Source organism: Thermoflavifilum thermophilum, from assembly GCF_900116565.1.
Lineage (GTDB): Bacteria > Bacteroidota > Bacteroidia > Chitinophagales > Chitinophagaceae > Thermoflavifilum > Thermoflavifilum thermophilum.
The window spans coordinates 1640796-1656167 of sequence record NZ_FPCJ01000001.1 but is presented as its reverse complement, the minus strand read 5'-3'; the positions used below and the strand labels follow the sequence as shown (position 1 = coordinate 1656167).

Annotated in this window: 16 protein-coding genes; 11 read left to right on the top strand and 5 right to left on the bottom strand. The window is 47.4% G+C overall.

Features of this window, described 5'->3' with window-relative positions; translation table 11 throughout:
* The first annotated feature begins 130 nt into the window (after positions 1 to 130).
* Positions 131 to 439 carry a hypothetical protein gene (locus tag BM367_RS07075; RefSeq protein ID WP_092459300.1) on the top strand — a complete coding sequence of 103 codons (309 nt, stop codon included), beginning with the start codon at positions 131 to 133 and terminating at the stop codon, positions 437 to 439.
* Between the two features lie 93 nt (positions 440 to 532).
* Here the strand turns inward: BM367_RS07075 and BM367_RS07070 are convergent, their stop codons facing one another.
* The 5 genes from BM367_RS07070 to BM367_RS07050 all read right to left on the bottom strand — a co-directional run bounded on the left by BM367_RS07070 (position 533) and on the right by BM367_RS07050 (position 5195).
* Positions 533 to 1498, bottom strand: a complete 966-nt coding sequence (locus BM367_RS07070; protein ID WP_092459298.1) for a transketolase family protein — start codon at positions 1496 to 1498, stop codon at positions 533 to 535.
* Positions 1499 to 1555: 57 nt separating this feature from the next.
* Entirely contained in the window at positions 1556 to 2581 is a 1026-nt protein-coding gene (galE, locus tag BM367_RS07065; RefSeq protein WP_092459296.1) for a UDP-glucose 4-epimerase GalE, read from the bottom strand.
* A gap of 7 nt (positions 2582 to 2588) precedes the next feature.
* A complete protein-coding gene (rfbA, locus tag BM367_RS07060; protein WP_092459294.1) occupies positions 2589 to 3461 on the bottom strand; it encodes a glucose-1-phosphate thymidylyltransferase RfbA in 873 nt (290 codons plus the stop codon).
* Between the two features lie 71 nt (positions 3462 to 3532).
* Complete coding sequence (locus BM367_RS07055; protein ID WP_092459292.1) at positions 3533 to 4528, bottom strand: inorganic phosphate transporter; 996 nt, start codon at positions 4526 to 4528, stop codon at positions 3533 to 3535.
* Between the two features lie 19 nt (positions 4529 to 4547).
* The gene (locus BM367_RS07050) at positions 4548 to 5195 is read right to left on the bottom strand and encodes a DUF47 domain-containing protein (protein WP_092459290.1); all 648 of its coding nucleotides are present in this window, start codon (positions 5193 to 5195) and stop codon (positions 4548 to 4550) included.
* A 199-nt stretch (positions 5196 to 5394) separates the two neighbouring features.
* Between BM367_RS07050 and BM367_RS07045 the strand changes: the two genes are divergently transcribed.
* From BM367_RS07045 to BM367_RS07000, 10 genes are all read left to right on the top strand, one after another.
* Positions 5395 to 5730: a hypothetical protein gene (locus BM367_RS07045; RefSeq protein ID WP_092459288.1), complete on the top strand. Its 336-nt coding sequence runs from the start codon at positions 5395 to 5397 to the stop codon at positions 5728 to 5730.
* A gap of 194 nt (positions 5731 to 5924) precedes the next feature.
* Positions 5925 to 7106 (top strand): hypothetical protein, encoded by a 1182-nt coding sequence (locus tag BM367_RS07040; RefSeq protein ID WP_092459285.1) that lies wholly within the window; start codon positions 5925 to 5927, stop codon positions 7104 to 7106.
* Between the two features lie 25 nt (positions 7107 to 7131).
* Positions 7132 to 8229 (top strand): phosphate ABC transporter substrate-binding protein PstS, encoded by a 1098-nt coding sequence (gene pstS, locus BM367_RS07035; RefSeq protein ID WP_092459283.1) that lies wholly within the window; start codon positions 7132 to 7134, stop codon positions 8227 to 8229.
* Positions 8230 to 8239: 10 nt separating this feature from the next.
* Positions 8240 to 9232, top strand: a complete 993-nt coding sequence (gene pstC / locus BM367_RS07030; protein WP_092459281.1) for a phosphate ABC transporter permease subunit PstC — start codon at positions 8240 to 8242, stop codon at positions 9230 to 9232.
* A 4-nt stretch (positions 9233 to 9236) separates the two neighbouring features.
* A complete protein-coding gene (pstA, locus tag BM367_RS07025) occupies positions 9237 to 10094 on the top strand; it encodes a phosphate ABC transporter permease PstA (RefSeq protein WP_092459279.1) in 858 nt (285 codons plus the stop codon).
* Positions 10076 to 10834: a phosphate ABC transporter ATP-binding protein PstB gene (pstB, locus tag BM367_RS07020; protein ID WP_092459277.1), complete on the top strand. Its 759-nt coding sequence runs from the start codon at positions 10076 to 10078 to the stop codon at positions 10832 to 10834. The genes pstA and pstB overlap by 19 nt, the downstream gene beginning before the upstream one ends.
* A 6-nt stretch (positions 10835 to 10840) precedes the next feature.
* Entirely contained in the window at positions 10841 to 11509 is a 669-nt protein-coding gene (gene phoU, locus BM367_RS07015; RefSeq protein ID WP_092459275.1) for a phosphate signaling complex protein PhoU, read from the top strand.
* Between the two features lie 118 nt (positions 11510 to 11627).
* Positions 11628 to 13661, top strand: a complete 2034-nt coding sequence (locus tag BM367_RS07010; RefSeq protein ID WP_092459273.1) for a thioredoxin domain-containing protein — start codon at positions 11628 to 11630, stop codon at positions 13659 to 13661.
* Between the two features lie 139 nt (positions 13662 to 13800).
* Positions 13801 to 14169, top strand: coding sequence for a response regulator (locus tag BM367_RS07005; protein WP_092459271.1), 369 nt, complete (start codon positions 13801 to 13803; stop codon positions 14167 to 14169).
* Between the two features lie 21 nt (positions 14170 to 14190).
* Positions 14191 to 15372 (top strand): HEAT repeat domain-containing protein, encoded by a 1182-nt coding sequence (locus BM367_RS07000; RefSeq protein ID WP_092459269.1) that lies wholly within the window; start codon positions 14191 to 14193, stop codon positions 15370 to 15372.

The following is a 15372-nucleotide window of genomic DNA, read 5'->3' as shown; positions in this document are numbered from 1 at the left end:
TCGAAAGCAGGTTTAATTAAAACGCATAAAATAATTTTTCATTGCTTGTCTTAAACTTCTTTGCTCCGGGAAGGTCTCATTATCAAAACATTTATTCACCTTTCAACCCATGGTTATGAAAAACACATGTATGGCCGGCTGCTTAGCTCTGATGATGAGCATCTCGGCCTTTCAGGCATCACCAGCCATGATCCGTGTTCCTGTTCAGGGCGTTAAACACGATGTAAAAGACATCCGCCACGACCGGCGCGATATTCGTCAGGACAGAAAAGATATTGCGCAGGACAAGGCACAGTTGCATCGCGACATTCGCCAGGGCCGGTATCGTGCAGCTGCGCATCAGGCGCGGGATATTGCCCAGGATAAAAAAGATGTCAGGCAAGACAAAAAAGACCTGCATCAGGATCGTCGGGATCTGAAACAAGACGTGAAACCCTGATCAGCAAGCCTGCAAGCAGGCAGGAGAGCCTGTGGAAGAAAATCCCGCCTCCAGCAGGCGGGATTTTTATTAGATAACATGCTGGTTTGTTGGTTAATGCTTCTTGCGCACCAGCACTTTTTCTGCGGCAGCCACAATATGGGCACTATCCAACCCGTATTTCTTCAGCAATTCATCGGGAGTACCGCTTTCTCCAAACGTGTCGTTTGTGCCAATGTATTCAATCGGAACAGGATAATGCCTGGCCGCCACCTGGGCAATACTATCGCCCAAGCCGCCGTAGATATTGTGTTCTTCGGCTGTAACGGCACATCCCGTTTTCTGAATGGAACCGAGGATAGCTTCCACATCCAGCGGCTTGATGGTATGTACGTTCCAGAGATCCACATGAATGCCTTTCTGTTCGAGTTCTTTCGCAGCCTGAATAGCAATCCACACCATGTGGCCACAGGCAAAGATGGATACGTCATTCCCTTCGTTCAGCTGCTGGGCTTGCCCAATTACAAAGGGTTCGTCGGGAGGTGTGAAAATGGGCCATTTGGGGCGACCAAAACGCAAATACACCGGACCTTCATGTTCGGCAATTGCTATGGTAGCAGCCTTGGTTTGGTTAAAATCGCAGGGCACCACCACGGTCATGCCTGGCAACATTTTCATCAGCCCGATATCTTCCAGAATCTGGTGCGTAGCTCCATCTTCGCCTAATGTGAGTCCGGCATGGGATGCACAGATTTTGACGTTTTTACCGGAATAAGCGATGGACTGGCGGATCTGATCATATACCCGGCCGGTGGCAAAATTGGCAAATGTAGTAGCATAGGGAATAAACCCGCTGATGGTAAGTCCCGCTGCTACCCCCATCATGTTGGCTTCTGCAATGCCACATTGAAAAAAACGATCGGGAAAGTCTTTGATAAACTTCTGCAGCTTGAGGGATCCCGCCAGATCAGCCGTGAGAGCCACTACACGCGGATTCTTTTTACCAAGTTCATGAATGCCTTCCCCAAAACCCGAACGGGTATCTTGATGTCCCAATACCTGAATATCCTGTAAAGCCATAAACCAAATGATTAACTAAAGAAACAAATATACACCACTCCTGCGAAGCGGCATGTGTTACACCACACCTTTGGCCATATTCAGCTCCCATTGCCAGGCCGTGCGCATCATATCTTCGATGGTATATTTCGGTTCCCAGCCCAGTTTTTCGCGGGCTTTTTTGTTATCCGCATAAATTGCCACCACATCGCCCGGCCGGCGCGGGCCAATGGTATAGTTTAGTTTCACGCCGTTTACTTTTTCAAAAGCCTGGATGGCTTCCAGTACGGTTACGCCGCGGCCTGTACCCAGATTGAAAATCTCGTAGTTGCTGCTGTTGCGATGCTCCATTAGATATTGCAATGCAAGTGTATGGGCGTGGGCAATGTCCATCACGTGAATATAATCGCGAATACAGCTGCCATCGCGTGTGGGATAGTCGGCCCCCATCACCTGCATCTGCGGCAATTTACCAATGGCGGTTTGGGTAATCACCGGCACCAGGTTATCGGGCTTGCCAAGCGGCACTTCGCCGATCCATCCGCTGGGATGAGCGCCTACAGGATTGAAGTATCGCAGCAAAATAAACTGATTGGAGGCTACTTTCGATACATCATAAATAATCTGTTCGCCCATCTGTTTGGTGCGGGCGTAGGGCGATTGCGCTTCACCCAGCGGGGTTTCCTCTACCACCGGCAACTGATCCGTATTGCCATATACCGAACAAGAAGAAGAAAACACAAAATAAGGCACCTGATATTCCTGAATATACTGCAGCAGATTGATGAGCGATTCCAGATTGTTGTGATAATACATGAGTGGTTTTTCGACCGATTCCGGAACCGTTTTAAAAGCAGCGAAATGAATGATGCCTTCGATTTCGGGATGCGCACGCAATACGGCCCGAAGCGCTTCGTAGTTGCATAAATCTACCGGATAATTGATAATCTTTTTCCCGGTGATCTTTTCAATTCCTTTCAATAAACGCGGTGTGGAGCGGGCGTAATTATCAATGGAAATCACTTCAAAACCGTGATCTATCAGATCCACAATGGTATGCGATCCGATATAGCCGCAACCCCCTGTAACCAGAATAGTAGCCATAATGAAGTTAATTTGATTCCTGTTCCATGATTTGCATCAAATATTGTCCGTAGCCGCTTTTGAGCAGCGGGCGGGCAATCTCGATGAGTTGTTCCCGGGTAATATACCCCTTGCGATAGGCTATTTCTTCGATACAGGCAATTTTAATTCCCTGCCGTTGTTCAATGACCTGTACAAACAGGGCTGCCTGCATCAGGGAATCAAACGTACCGGTATCGAGCCAGGCCGTGCCTCTTCCCAGAATTGAAACATGCAACTTTCCCCGCCTGAGATATTCCTTGTTCACATCGGTGATTTCATATTCACCCCGTGCGCTGGGCTTTAGCTGTTTGGCAATGTCAATCACATCATTATCGTAAAAATACAGTCCTGGCACAGCATAATTTGATTTGGGTTTCTGGGGTTTTTCTTCAATGGAAATCACCCGATGTTGCGCATCGAATTCCACCACACCATATCGCTGCGGGTCTGACACATGATAGGCATACACAATACCCCCATCCGGATCCAGATTTCGGGATAATTGTTCACCCAATCCGGCGCCATAAAAAATATTGTCGCCCAGTATCAAAGCCACTTTTTCCTTTCCGATAAACGATTCCCCAATCACAAATGCCTGAGCCAAACCTTTGGGCTCAGGTTGCTCAGCATACTGCAATTGCAATCCATATTGATGCCCATCGCCCAATAAACGCCTGAACAGGGGCAAATCCTGAGGGGTAGAGATAATCAGGATTTCACGAATGCCGGCAATCATTAGCGTAGATAGCGGATAATAAATCATGGGCTTATCATATACCGGCATCAGCTGTTTGCTAATGGCATACGTGATGGGGTGCAATCGGGTACCGGAACCGCCGGCCAGGATAATTCCTTTCATAAATAGCTTTTGACAACCAACAAATATAACAGGAATTTCAGGCGCATCTGAATGAAAATGAGGATTCTTTTTCAGGCATGGATAAACAGGTGGAGCAAAGCGTAAAGCAAAGCGGCTAAAATAGCGGTGATAGGTATGGTGATAATCCAGGCCCAGACCATATTCAGGGAAACGCCCCAACGCACGGCCGACAGGCGCTTGGCGGCTCCCACCCCCATGATGGAACCAGCAATGGTATGGGTAGTACTCACTGGAATGCCGGCCAGCGCCACGAATATAAGGGTAAGTCCACCAGCTGTTTCAGCAGAGAACCCTTCAAAAGGATGCAGCTTGGTGATACGCTGCCCCATGGTCTTTACGATCCGCCACCCGCCCAATAAAGTTCCCAATGCCATAGCAATCTGAAAAGCATATACCACCCATCCCGGAATCGGATCGTGTACCGAAATCATCCCGGCCGAAATCAAGGCCACATAAGCGATGCCCATGGATTTTTGCGCATCACTGGTACCATGCCCTATGCTCATCACAGCCGATGAAACCAGCTGCAGTCGTTTGAAAAGCTTATCCATATGCCGGGGGCTGGATTTTCTTCCCAACTGAGTAATGATGATGGTAATGATGAGCGCAAATATCATCCCGATGAGCGGTGCCAACACAATGAACAAAGTAATCCGGATGATCTCGCTGGTGATAATCACCCCAAAGCCACTGCGGGCAATGCTTGCGCCCACAAAACCTCCAATCAGTGTGTGTGAAGAACTGGTGGGAATGCCATACCACCAGGTAATCAAATCCCATACAATGGCTGCTATGAGGCCGGAAAGCAATACGGTAAGCGTTACGGCATGCGGATCTACAATTCCTTTACCCACCTGCTCGGCAACATGTAATGGCAACAGATGCAGGGCAATATAATTGAAAAAAGCGGCCCAAACGACGGCTGCCGTAGGCGATAATACCTTGGTTGATACAATGGTGGCAATGGAATTGGCTGCATCATGAAATCCGTTGATGACATCGAACAACAAAGCCAGGCTAATGATCACCACAAGCAGCGTAAACATATCAAACAAATAAAACGATCTAAGCGTATTTCACGATGATGGATTCAATCACATTGGCTGCATCTTCACATTTATCAGTTGCAGTTTCAAGCGTTTGATAAATCTCCCGCATTTTGATAATCTTGATCGGATCCTGCTCAAGGGCAAACAGATTGGTCACAGCAGTATCATATACATCGTCTGCATGATTTTCAAGACTGTTAATAATCACACAAGCATTGGTAATGTTGCGCAAATTTTTCATGTTGCGTAATTCTAAGATGGCTTTCTTCAATTCCAGAATGGCTTTATAAATAATATCGGCCAGCTTGCAGATGTACTCATCTGTAGGCTGAATCCGGTACATAATGAGGCGCTTGGCCGATCCATGAATATAATCGGCCACATCATCCAATGCGCTGGCCAGATAATGAATGTCTTCCCGATCGAAAGGTGTAATGAAATTTTGCCCTAATTCCAGAAATACGCGATGGGTAAGATCGTCGTTGGTATGCTCCTGATCTTCAATCATCTTCACAAGCTCACGCTGGCGTTCAGAACTGGAAGTGATGACGGCTTCTTTCAGGGTTTCTCCCATTTTTTGAAGGTTATCGGATACCTGTTCAAAAAGTTGATAAAATACCCGATCCTTCGGGAGAAAAAAATGAATCCAGCTGTTGGCGCTCATGGCTAAGAGAAAATTACAATGCACAAAAATACACAGGTCAGACGAAATCGGCCGAGAATTATGATTTTAATCTGTTGATATTCATAAAAACTTCACGGCAAATTGCCCGAAAATTTACATGCAACAAGCATCTTGCCGCAGGATGATGTTTGATCATCGCCTATCGCAAAGCTTTTAGAAAAATCATAATGTGCATCCCATGCCCATATCCCGCGTCAAAATCCTGCATTTATCGCCCGACATGACCGTTTCAGCTCTTAAAAATCAAATAAAACAATTGCTTGGCTGTGATATGGAAGTGTACTATCAACACGAGCCTGCTCCATTGGGCTACACCCTTCAGCAAATAGGTTTTTGCTTGCCGGTCAATGAGACAGAAGTTTTGCAAATGCCCATCGATGAAACCTGGCGCATCCGGGATCTGGAAATGTGGTTTGAACAGGAATGCCAGCTGCAGGTGGAACTCTCTGTGCGGTTGCCCTTTTCCTTCAAAAACAAGTACATCCGTTTATATCAGCTTCGTGAAACTCGTTGAGCCTTATGAGGTGGGAAATAAGTTTGGTATTTGTAATAGCCAGGTTAATGAGTTTAATGGCTATTGTACTGGTGGCAAGGCTTTCCGGTCAGGGAAGGAAAAATGAAAAGCGCTCTTAACATTAAGTTCATCTTAAGTTAACATTGCCATCATCGGGTTGTCATTTCTTTGCGGCACACCATCAACGCTTGTATATGTTTAAACTGGTAAAGTTTGAAGCAGCCATTTGTGGATTGGCAATGGCTTTTCTCCCGATTTTTCTGCATGCTCAGCAACACGGCAGTACCGGCTTCTGGAACCAAGGAAGGCTTACCGGCTATATCTTTGGTGACTATTACTATAAAGCTCATAGCGATAGCCTAAGCCGGGGACAAGCCAATCAATACACCGGTATTCCACAAAATGCCAACGCCTTCCAGTTCCGCCGAATTTATCTGGCCTATGAAACGCCGCTCAATGATCGTTTCCAGGCCCAACTGGGCGTGGCCGCTGAAGACGTAACCGATGTAACCCAAAGCGGGAAATATGCATTTTATATCAAATTCGCTAATCTTCGCTGGAAAAACATCTGGAAGGGCACCGATCTCATCATTGGACAACAGCCTACGCCTGCCTTTGTCCCGTTGGAAGAGCCCACCTGGAAATACCGTTCGGTTGAACGAACCATTGCAGACATCCGCCGCACACCATCTTTTGATATGGGTGCCGGCCTGCAGGGTACTTTCGACCCACAAACCAAAAACTTTGGCTACAACTTGCTGGTGGGCAACGGAACAGGTGCCAAACCTTCATCCAGCCGCTTCAAATGGTTTTATGCTGACCTTTGGGCCAAACTGTTTCAACAACACCTGGTGCTGGACCTGTACGCCGATTATGACCGGATGCACTGGCAACCGGGCTTTCACCAAAGCAGGAACATGTGGAAACTGTTTGCCGCCTATACTACTCCTCAATTCACCGTAGGAGCCTCGGCTTTCATCAACTTCCTGAAAAATGGCATGGTGGCCACCGATCTGGTCAGCCAGGTTTCAGATACCTTGAATCAGCAGGCCAGCGGAGTTTCTTTCTTTGCCCACGGACAGCTGGTGCCCGATAAACTACATTATTTCGCCCGAATGGACTTGTATAACCCCGCCGATGGAAAAGCCCTAACTCCTCAAACCCAATGGACCGGCCTGGTGACCAATTATGATCCGCAGAATACGGAACGATTCATCACGGCAGGGCTTGACTTTACACCCATCCCTCAGGTACATCTGATACCCAACATCTGGTATAATCAGTACACCAGCAAAAACGATTCATTCAAAGAAAAGGCATACCGTGATTACGACCTGGTATACCGAATCACATTCTATTATGTTTTTGCCAAATAATCATTCACACAAAAAATACAGAACTATGAAAAAAACAAATTTGATTTCACTAGCCATTGCATCCATGGCTTTGCTGGCCTCCTGCGGTGGTGGCGGACAGAAACAGACATCCCAGACTGCTGCTTCATCACAGGATAACAAAACCCTGCTGGGCGCCGGCAGCACATTCATCTACCCGTTTTACTCAAAAGTGTTTAATGTATACACCCAACAAACCGGCATCAAGGTCAACTACCAGTCCATCGGTTCGGGAGGAGGTATCCTGCAGCTGATCAACAAAACCGTGGATTTCGGTGATTCGGATGCGCCACTCACCGACGATCAGGAAAAACAGGCAGGTACTCCTGTGGTGCATATTCCCATCTGCGCAGGCGCCGTGGTACTCACCTATAATTTACCGGGGATTCAAGATACCCTGCAGTTCACCCCCGATGTACTGGCAAATATTTATCTGGGCAAAATCACCCGCTGGAACGATCCCGCCATCCAGGCCATCAATCCCAAAGTCAAACTGCCCAACCTGCCCATTGCCGTGGTGCACCGCTCCGATGGTAGCGGTACCACCAATATTTTCACCAACTATCTTTCCAAAATCAGCCCGGAATGGAAAGCCAAAGTAGGGGCCAGCACTTCGGTTAACTGGCCTGTAGGCCTGGGTGGAAAAGGGAATGAGGGCGTAAGCGGGCTGATCAGGCAAACACCCGGAGGATTTGGATATGTAGAACTGGCCTATGCGATTCAAAACCAGATGCCCGTGGCTAAAATACAAAACGCTTCAGGCCATTTCATTGCACCCACCATTGCCAGTACCCAAGCAGCTTCCAATATCCAGCTTCCTGCCGATGCCAAAGTATTTGTAACCAATACCACGGCCCCCGACGGATATCCCATCAGTGGCTTTACATGGGCAATTCTGTATCGGGAACAACATTACGGTGATCGCTCGCTGGATAGGGCCCAAGAGCTGGTGAAACTGTTCTGGTGGGTTACTCACAATGCGCAAAGCTATTGTGCCGATCTACACTACGCTCCGCTCTCAGCAGAAGCTCAGGCAACAGCTGAAAACCTGCTGAAAACCATCACCTTTGACGGCAAACCTGTCCTCGAAACATCAGCCCAATAAATTGAGATGCATGCCAGAACCGTTGCCAACATTTACTTCTAAAACACATGCTTCTACATCATCACGCGCTGAGGTCAGCCGATCCATCCCTCGCTCACATCGGCTGATCGCGCGCATTTCCAATGCCGACAGAAAAGACCAATGGTTCCGACACACCTTGCACATTGCAGGTTTAATTGTGCTTTGCCTGGTGATAGCTATCTTCCTGACCCTAATAGTGGGTTCCATCCCCTCATTTCGGGCTACAGGTATTCATTTTTTCTGGGGAAAAGTATGGGATCCGGTAACTGAGGTATTTGGTGCGTTGCCCTTTCTGGCGGGCACCCTGCTGACATCTTTTCTGGCATTGTTCATCAGCCTGCCTTTTTCGCTTTCAATAGCTATCTTTCTGGGCGAATATTTCCCACCGGGAAAAGGTAAAAATCGCATGGCCGGCGTAGTTCGCGAAGCGGTGGAACTCATTGCCGGCATTCCTTCCGTGATTTACGGATTCTGGGGATTGTTTGTACTGGTGCCGCTGGTCAGACAGCTGGAAATGAAATGGCACGTGCTGCCTTATGGGGTAGGCATATTCACCGCATCACTGATCCTGGCTCTCATGATCATACCCTACGCGGCCTCTCTGGGAAGGGAAATCATTCACATGGTGCCCGCTGAACTGAAGGAAGCCGCCTATTCACTGGGAGCTACCCGCTGGGAAGTCATCCGCCATGTGGTGCTGCCCTATGCCCGGACCGGGATTTTGGCTGGAATTTTGCTTTCCCTGGGAAGAGCCTTGGGTGAAACCATGGCAGTTACCATGGTCATAGGGAATACCAGTGCCTTGCCCAAAAACATTTTTTCGCCGGGAAATACCCTGGCCAGTGTAATTGCCAATGAATTTACAGAAGCCGCCAGCAACGTGTATCTTTCAGCCCTGATTGAACTCGGGCTGGTATTGTTTCTCGTTACTACCCTTATTCATCTGATCGGGAAACGGATTATCAAACAATTCAGTACCTGAGTATATGCACCTCAATTCAATCAAACATATTCGGCGCCGGCAGCTGATCTCCGCAAGTATTCGCGGAATCGTGCTGTTCTTTACGGTGCTCACCCTGCTTCCCCTGGTGTATATCCTGATTTATATCATCAAACAGGGAATCGGAGCTATCAACTGGTCGTTTTTTGTTCAACTTCCTCGACCCGTAGGCGAAGCGGGGGGAGGCATCGCCAATGCGCTGGTAGGCAGTGTGTTGATTGTTTGTGTAGCCACCCTAATGGCTGTACCAATAGGTATATCTAGCGCCCTGTATCTTAGCGAACATCCACAGGGACGACTGGCTAATGTGATTCGGTTTTGTGTGGAAGTGCTTACCGGCATCCCTTCCATCGTAGTCGGCATCGTGGCCTACGACTGGCTGGTAAAACCCATGGGATCTTTTTCCGCATTCTCGGGAAGCGTAGCACTCGCCATCATGATGCTTCCCATCATGATTCGTTCGGCGGAGGAAACCCTGAAACGTTTTCCCACTCACCTGCGGGAAGCCTCTCTGGCCTTAGGGGTACCCTACTACAAGACCATCATGAAGGTGCTGCTACCCTGCAGCCTCAGTGGTGTATTGTCGGGCATCATTCTGTCGGTAGCCAGGATTGTGGGGGAAACTGCACCCCTCTTATTTACAGCTTTTGGGAATCCTTATCTGAGTTTTCATATTTTTCATCCCATGCATAGCCTGCCTTTGCTGATTTACAATTATGCCATCAGTCCTTACGACAGCTGGCACCAGCTGGCATGGGGTGCTGCCCTGGTTTTGCTTTGCTGGATCCTGTTATTGAATATATTGACCCGAATGATTATCCGAAAATGGAGCGTCCGATATTAGAAGTTAAACATTTTCATGCCTGGTTTGGCACGCATGAGGTGGTGAAGAACGTAAATCTCACCCTTCACCGGAATGAAGTTGTTGCTGTTATGGGCCCTTCTGGCTGCGGCAAAACTACTTTTTTGCGTTGCATCAACCGGATGCACGAGCTTACCCCTGAAGCCCGTACCGAAGGTCAAATTCTGCTGGAGGGAGAAGACATCTACCGCATGTCGCCCATTATGCTTCGGCTGCGCGTAGGCATGGTATTTCAGCGGCCCAATCCTTTCCCTCACATGACGATATATGAAAATGTGCTGGCAGGCTATCTGCTGAACAACATCAAATTAAGCCGAAGCGATAAAGATGCCATCGTGGAAGATGCCCTGCGAAAAGCCGCTCTCTGGGAAGAGGTGAAAAACAACCTCAAGAAAAAAGGCACATTTTTGTCGGGCGGACAACAGCAGCGCCTGTGCATTGCCCGGGCCATTGCCATGAAGCCCGATCTTCTTTTACTTGACGAACCCACATCGGCCCTGGATCCCATTTCCACGGCCGGCATCGAAGAACTGCTGCAGGAACTGAAAAAAAATTATACCCTGATCATCGTCACCCACAACATGCAACAGGCTGCCCGGGTAAGCGATGAAACAGCATTTTTCTACATGGGTGAACTGGTGGAATTTGCGCCCACCCGGCAATTGTTTACCGCACCCAAAGATCAGCGCACCCAAAACTATATTACCGGACGTTTTAGCTAATGCCTTATGACCGCACTTGAACATGCTTTAAAAGAATTAAAAGACGATGTGATCCTGATGTGGATCATGGTAGAAGCCCAGCTGGAAGCTGCATACAAAGCCATGCTGGAATATGACCAGAATCTCGCCCGTGAAGTCATGCAAAAAGAAAAACGCATCAATGCATACGAACTGAAGATTGATGAACAATGCGAAGATATCCTGGCTCGTTATCAACCGGTGGCTGTTGATTTGCGGTTTTTGCTGGCCGTATTAAAAATCAATGCCAACCTGGAGCGCACCGCCGATATTGCCGACGGCATTGCACGATATGTTATGGACGCTCCTGCCGCCTTTGATCATGGCTTGCTGCAATCCACCCATCTGCTCGATATGTACACCGAAAGCCTCACCATGCTTTCCGATACCCGAAGGGCTTTTGAAAGAGAAGATACCGCGCTGGCACGAAGCATTTTCCAACGTGATGAAATCATAGACAAATACAACATCGAGGCACTGGATATCGTAACCGCACATCTGCAACAGAGCAGTCCCTTCATCCGCCAGGAACTGCTGGTGCTTTCCATCATCCGCAAACTGGAACGCGTGGGTGATCAGGCTAAAAACCTGGCTGAAGAAATCATCTTTTACGTGGAAGCAAAAGTATTGAAACACCATTCTCCCAAAGAACTTTAAAATATTTCTTTGTTTGCCTGCCTTATCATTTTCAATTTACAGGCAGGTATAATCTGGATAACAGCCAGATGCTTATTTGCAGGGCTTTTGTAATTATCTTCGTAAAAAGTCCCTCACCATGACCTCTGCACATACCAATGCATTGATCCACGCTACCAGTCCCTACCTGCTGCAACATGCACATAATCCGGTGAACTGGTATCCCTGGGGTGAGGAAGCTTTGCAAAAAGCACAACAGGAAAATAAACTCCTCATCATCAGCATTGGATATGCTGCTTGCCATTGGTGCCATGTGATGGAAAAAGAAGTCTTTTCCGATGAGGAAGTCGCAGCTTTTATGAATGCCCATTTTGTTTGCATGAAAGTAGATCGGGAAGAACGCCCCGATCTGGATCAGGTATACATGCAGGCCTGTGTGTTGATCAATGGCGATGGCGGCTGGCCGCTGAATGCTTTTGCTCTGCCCGATGGCAGGCCTTTTTATGCAGTTACCTATCTGCCCAAAAAGCAATGGTTGCATGTATTGCAACAAATAGTAAACATCCATGTGCAACAACCCCAACAATGGATTCAGCAGGCGCAACATCTGTCTGAAGGCATCCGGCAAAGCCTCATGATTCCTTTGCAACCTGAAGAAAACAATCAAAAACCCTTGCTGGATATTTATATTTCTTTGTTTGAACAAATCCAATCATCCCTTGATTTGACATGGGGCGGATTCAATCGGGCTCCGAAATTCCCCATGCCTGCAGTTTGGGAATGGCTCTTGCAATACTATTATTTTACTCATCGCGAGGAAGCCCTGCAAGCAGTCAACTCCACACTCCATCACATGGCACGGGGAGGTATATACGATCAGATTGGAGGTGGCTTTTGCAGATATGCAACCGATAGCCAGTGGCGCATCCCTCATTTTGAAAAAATGTTGTACGATAATGCCCAACTCATCAGCCTGTACGCACATGCTTATCAACTTACCCATCAAAATCTGTATGCCGAAATCATCCGCCAGTCCATTGCCTTTGTAGAAAGAGAACTTACACATCCTTTGGGTGCATGTTATGCATCAATTGATGCAGATAGCGCAGGCGAAGAAGGAAAATTTTATGTATGGACCGAACAGGAAATCCGTGATTTGTTTGATGAGACAACTGCATCGCTGATCCTTGCCTATTACCACATAAACCGGCAGGGCAATTGGGAAGCAGGCAAGAATATATTATACGTAACAGAAGATGATGCCTCTTTTGCAAGACAATACCAACTTGATTTACAAGAATGGCTCATGCTTTTAAATCAAGCCAGAGAAAAATTATTTGCATACCGCACGCAACGTATTCGCCCTGCTACAGATACCAAAATTATTACCTCATGGAATGCTCTGATGATAAAAGCTTACATAGATGCTTATCGGGCATTGGGCGATAAAACTTATCTGGATAGGGCATTTGATATTATTTGTTTCATTCAAAAATATTTGCAGCTTCCGGATCAGAGCCTGTGGCGAAATTTTGCACAAGACAAGCCTGGGATTCCGGCTATGCTGGACGATTATGCTTTTCTGGCCGAAGCTTATCTGGAATGGTATCAGGTTACATTTGATATCCGCTGGTTAGAACAAGCACGCACACTGGTACAGTTTGCATCAGATCATTTTCAGGATGCGACAAGCAAATGTTTCTTTTTTACGGCCGATACCTTATCTCCCGCATCGGGTTTTCGCATCATGGAAACAGAAGACCAGGTGATACCTTCCTCCAACGCCACCATGGCACATGTACTGTATCGCCTGGGCATATACATGGATGAACCTGCATTCATCAATCATGCCATGCAGATGTTGCATACCATGCTTTCACAGGTACAGACAACGCCTGCTTACATGGCTAAATGGGCTCAGTTGCTGGGTTTAACCAGCTATGGCATACATGAAATAGCTGTGCTGGGTGAAGAGGCCCGGGTTATGGCTGCAAGCATGCAACAACATTTTCTTCCAGATTGCCTCTTTATGGGCGGACTGGATGAAAACCTGCCTTTGCTGCAACAAAAACTGGTGCCTGGTCAAACCCGTATATACATCTGCAAAAACCGGGTATGTGAGCCACCCGTGACGTCCATAGCTGAAGCCCTGGAAAAGATTGCAAGAGTATAATCTGTGGTACGATTATAAGAAGTCAGGTATTTCAATGTATGATGCGTCAATGCCTGCAAAATCAAATAATATTTTCCCGAATTTTGAGTTATATAAATGAGTGATTTATTTGATTTATCACTGATGATGATCCATATCCATGGCCAAAAAAATTTTGATAATTGAAGACGAACCGGTGATGCTGAAAACCCTTGAGCTGTTGTTTCGCAAAAAAGGCTATGAAGTCGTTACTGCCACCAATGGTAAGGAAGCCATGGAGCAAATCCGCCGCTATGCACCGGATGCCGTGATTACGGATGTGATGATGCCTTATCTGCCAGGAACTGAAATTATCAGTCGCCTCAGGCATGAGCTGAAGAATGAAAAAACACCTGTGGTAGTGATTTCTTCTGTTGAGCTCGACAGCCTGGTGGAGGAAGTTTTTGCATTGGGTGCAAATGATTTTATCCGCAAACCCATTGTACCGGCAGAACTGGTGGCAAGAGTGGAAAAACTGCTTGTCAGCTAACCATATTCAGAAAAACATCCTATGAGAGACTTGTTTGATGTGCTGCAACAAATCATTCCCTACCCATTCTGGGCCAGGTATATTGCGCCTTATCAAAGCTGGTTTGAAGCTCAGCCTCCTTTTATCCGTTTTGCGCTGATTGTGATTGTTATAGCTACGGTGGCTATTCTGTGCATGTATGCCTTGCTGAGCATTACCCGCCTGCGTTATCAATGGAAGCAACATCGGGAAAATAAATTTCGCCAAAAAGCCGAAGCATTAATCATCGAACACGTGATGCTTCATCCGGATATTGATATCTCGCCACCTGAGCAGGTTGCTTTACCGGATGCTGTTTTCAGGGAAGAGCTGGGACTGAGGCGGCGATGGCAAAAGCAGGTGTTGATAGATGTGATGATGTATTATCACAAAAACTTTGCAGGGAAAACAGCACAGGTCATCCGCCGGTTGTACATCCAACTGCGACTCGATAAACTTTCCTATCGTAAACTCCGCTCCTGGCGCTGGAACAAAAAAATTGAAGGGCTGCATGAACTGTCTGAAATGCAACTACAAGTACCCGAAGTAACCATGCTGGAACTCACTACCAGCCGAAATCGCGTGCTGCGTATGGAAGCACAGGCCGCCTATATCCGGCTGAGCAAAAACGAGCCTTTCAAATTTTTCGATCACCTGCACGGACGTTTGCTACCCTGGGAACAATTGTTTCTGTTTGAGGTCATCACCCATACCCCTGGCCTCAACATACCCAGTTTTTCCCGGTGGTTACATTATGCTGAAAACACAGATCTGAAATTATTTTGCCTGAAACTCATTGTGCACTTCAATCAGTTCAATGCCATTCCGGCCGTCATGAAATTGCTGGAACACCCCAACGCTCAGGTGAGAGCCGCAGCCATAGATGCTCTCGGGCAACTTGAAGCTGTGGATGCCGAAGATCAGCTCGTGCAGCTGTATGTAGATCAACCGGTAGAATGCCAGGTGGCCATTCTCCGTGCACTTGGACATATCCGCAGCGGGCGGTATCTGCATTTTCTGAAAGAAGAGTTTTTACGTTCACAGGATTATGCCGTGCGGAAAGAAGCTGCTCGTGCTATCATTGACCATGGCGATGAAAACCTGATCGAGAGCCTGTTGCAACATGCACCGGAAGAACGCCGACGTACGCTGGAACATTGCCTGGACCCACTCATCAAATCCTGA

Coding starts and splice junctions, on each gene's coding strand:
- BM367_RS07075 (WP_092459300.1), top strand. CDS start 131: ATGGCCGGCTGCTTAGCTCTGATGATGAGCATCTCGGCCTTTCAGGCA.
- BM367_RS07070 (WP_092459298.1), bottom strand. CDS start 1,498: ATGGCTTTACAGGATATTCAGGTATTGGGACATCAAGATACCCGTTCG.
- galE (WP_092459296.1), bottom strand. CDS start 2,581: ATGGCTACTATTCTGGTTACAGGGGGTTGCGGCTATATCGGATCGCAT.
- rfbA (WP_092459294.1), bottom strand. CDS start 3,461: ATGAAAGGAATTATCCTGGCCGGCGGTTCCGGTACCCGATTGCACCCC.
- BM367_RS07055 (WP_092459292.1), bottom strand. CDS start 4,528: ATGTTTACGCTGCTTGTGGTGATCATTAGCCTGGCTTTGTTGTTCGAT.
- BM367_RS07050 (WP_092459290.1), bottom strand. CDS start 5,195: ATGAGCGCCAACAGCTGGATTCATTTTTTTCTCCCGAAGGATCGGGTA.
- BM367_RS07045 (WP_092459288.1), top strand. CDS start 5,395: ATGCCCATATCCCGCGTCAAAATCCTGCATTTATCGCCCGACATGACC.
- BM367_RS07040 (WP_092459285.1), top strand. CDS start 5,925: ATGTTTAAACTGGTAAAGTTTGAAGCAGCCATTTGTGGATTGGCAATG.
- pstS (WP_092459283.1), top strand. CDS start 7,132: ATGAAAAAAACAAATTTGATTTCACTAGCCATTGCATCCATGGCTTTG.
- pstC (WP_092459281.1), top strand. CDS start 8,240: ATGCCAGAACCGTTGCCAACATTTACTTCTAAAACACATGCTTCTACA.
- pstA (WP_092459279.1), top strand. CDS start 9,237: ATGCACCTCAATTCAATCAAACATATTCGGCGCCGGCAGCTGATCTCC.
- pstB (WP_092459277.1), top strand. CDS start 10,076: ATGGAGCGTCCGATATTAGAAGTTAAACATTTTCATGCCTGGTTTGGC.
- phoU (WP_092459275.1), top strand. CDS start 10,841: ATGACCGCACTTGAACATGCTTTAAAAGAATTAAAAGACGATGTGATC.
- BM367_RS07010 (WP_092459273.1), top strand. CDS start 11,628: ATGACCTCTGCACATACCAATGCATTGATCCACGCTACCAGTCCCTAC.
- BM367_RS07005 (WP_092459271.1), top strand. CDS start 13,801: ATGGCCAAAAAAATTTTGATAATTGAAGACGAACCGGTGATGCTGAAA.
- BM367_RS07000 (WP_092459269.1), top strand. CDS start 14,191: ATGAGAGACTTGTTTGATGTGCTGCAACAAATCATTCCCTACCCATTC.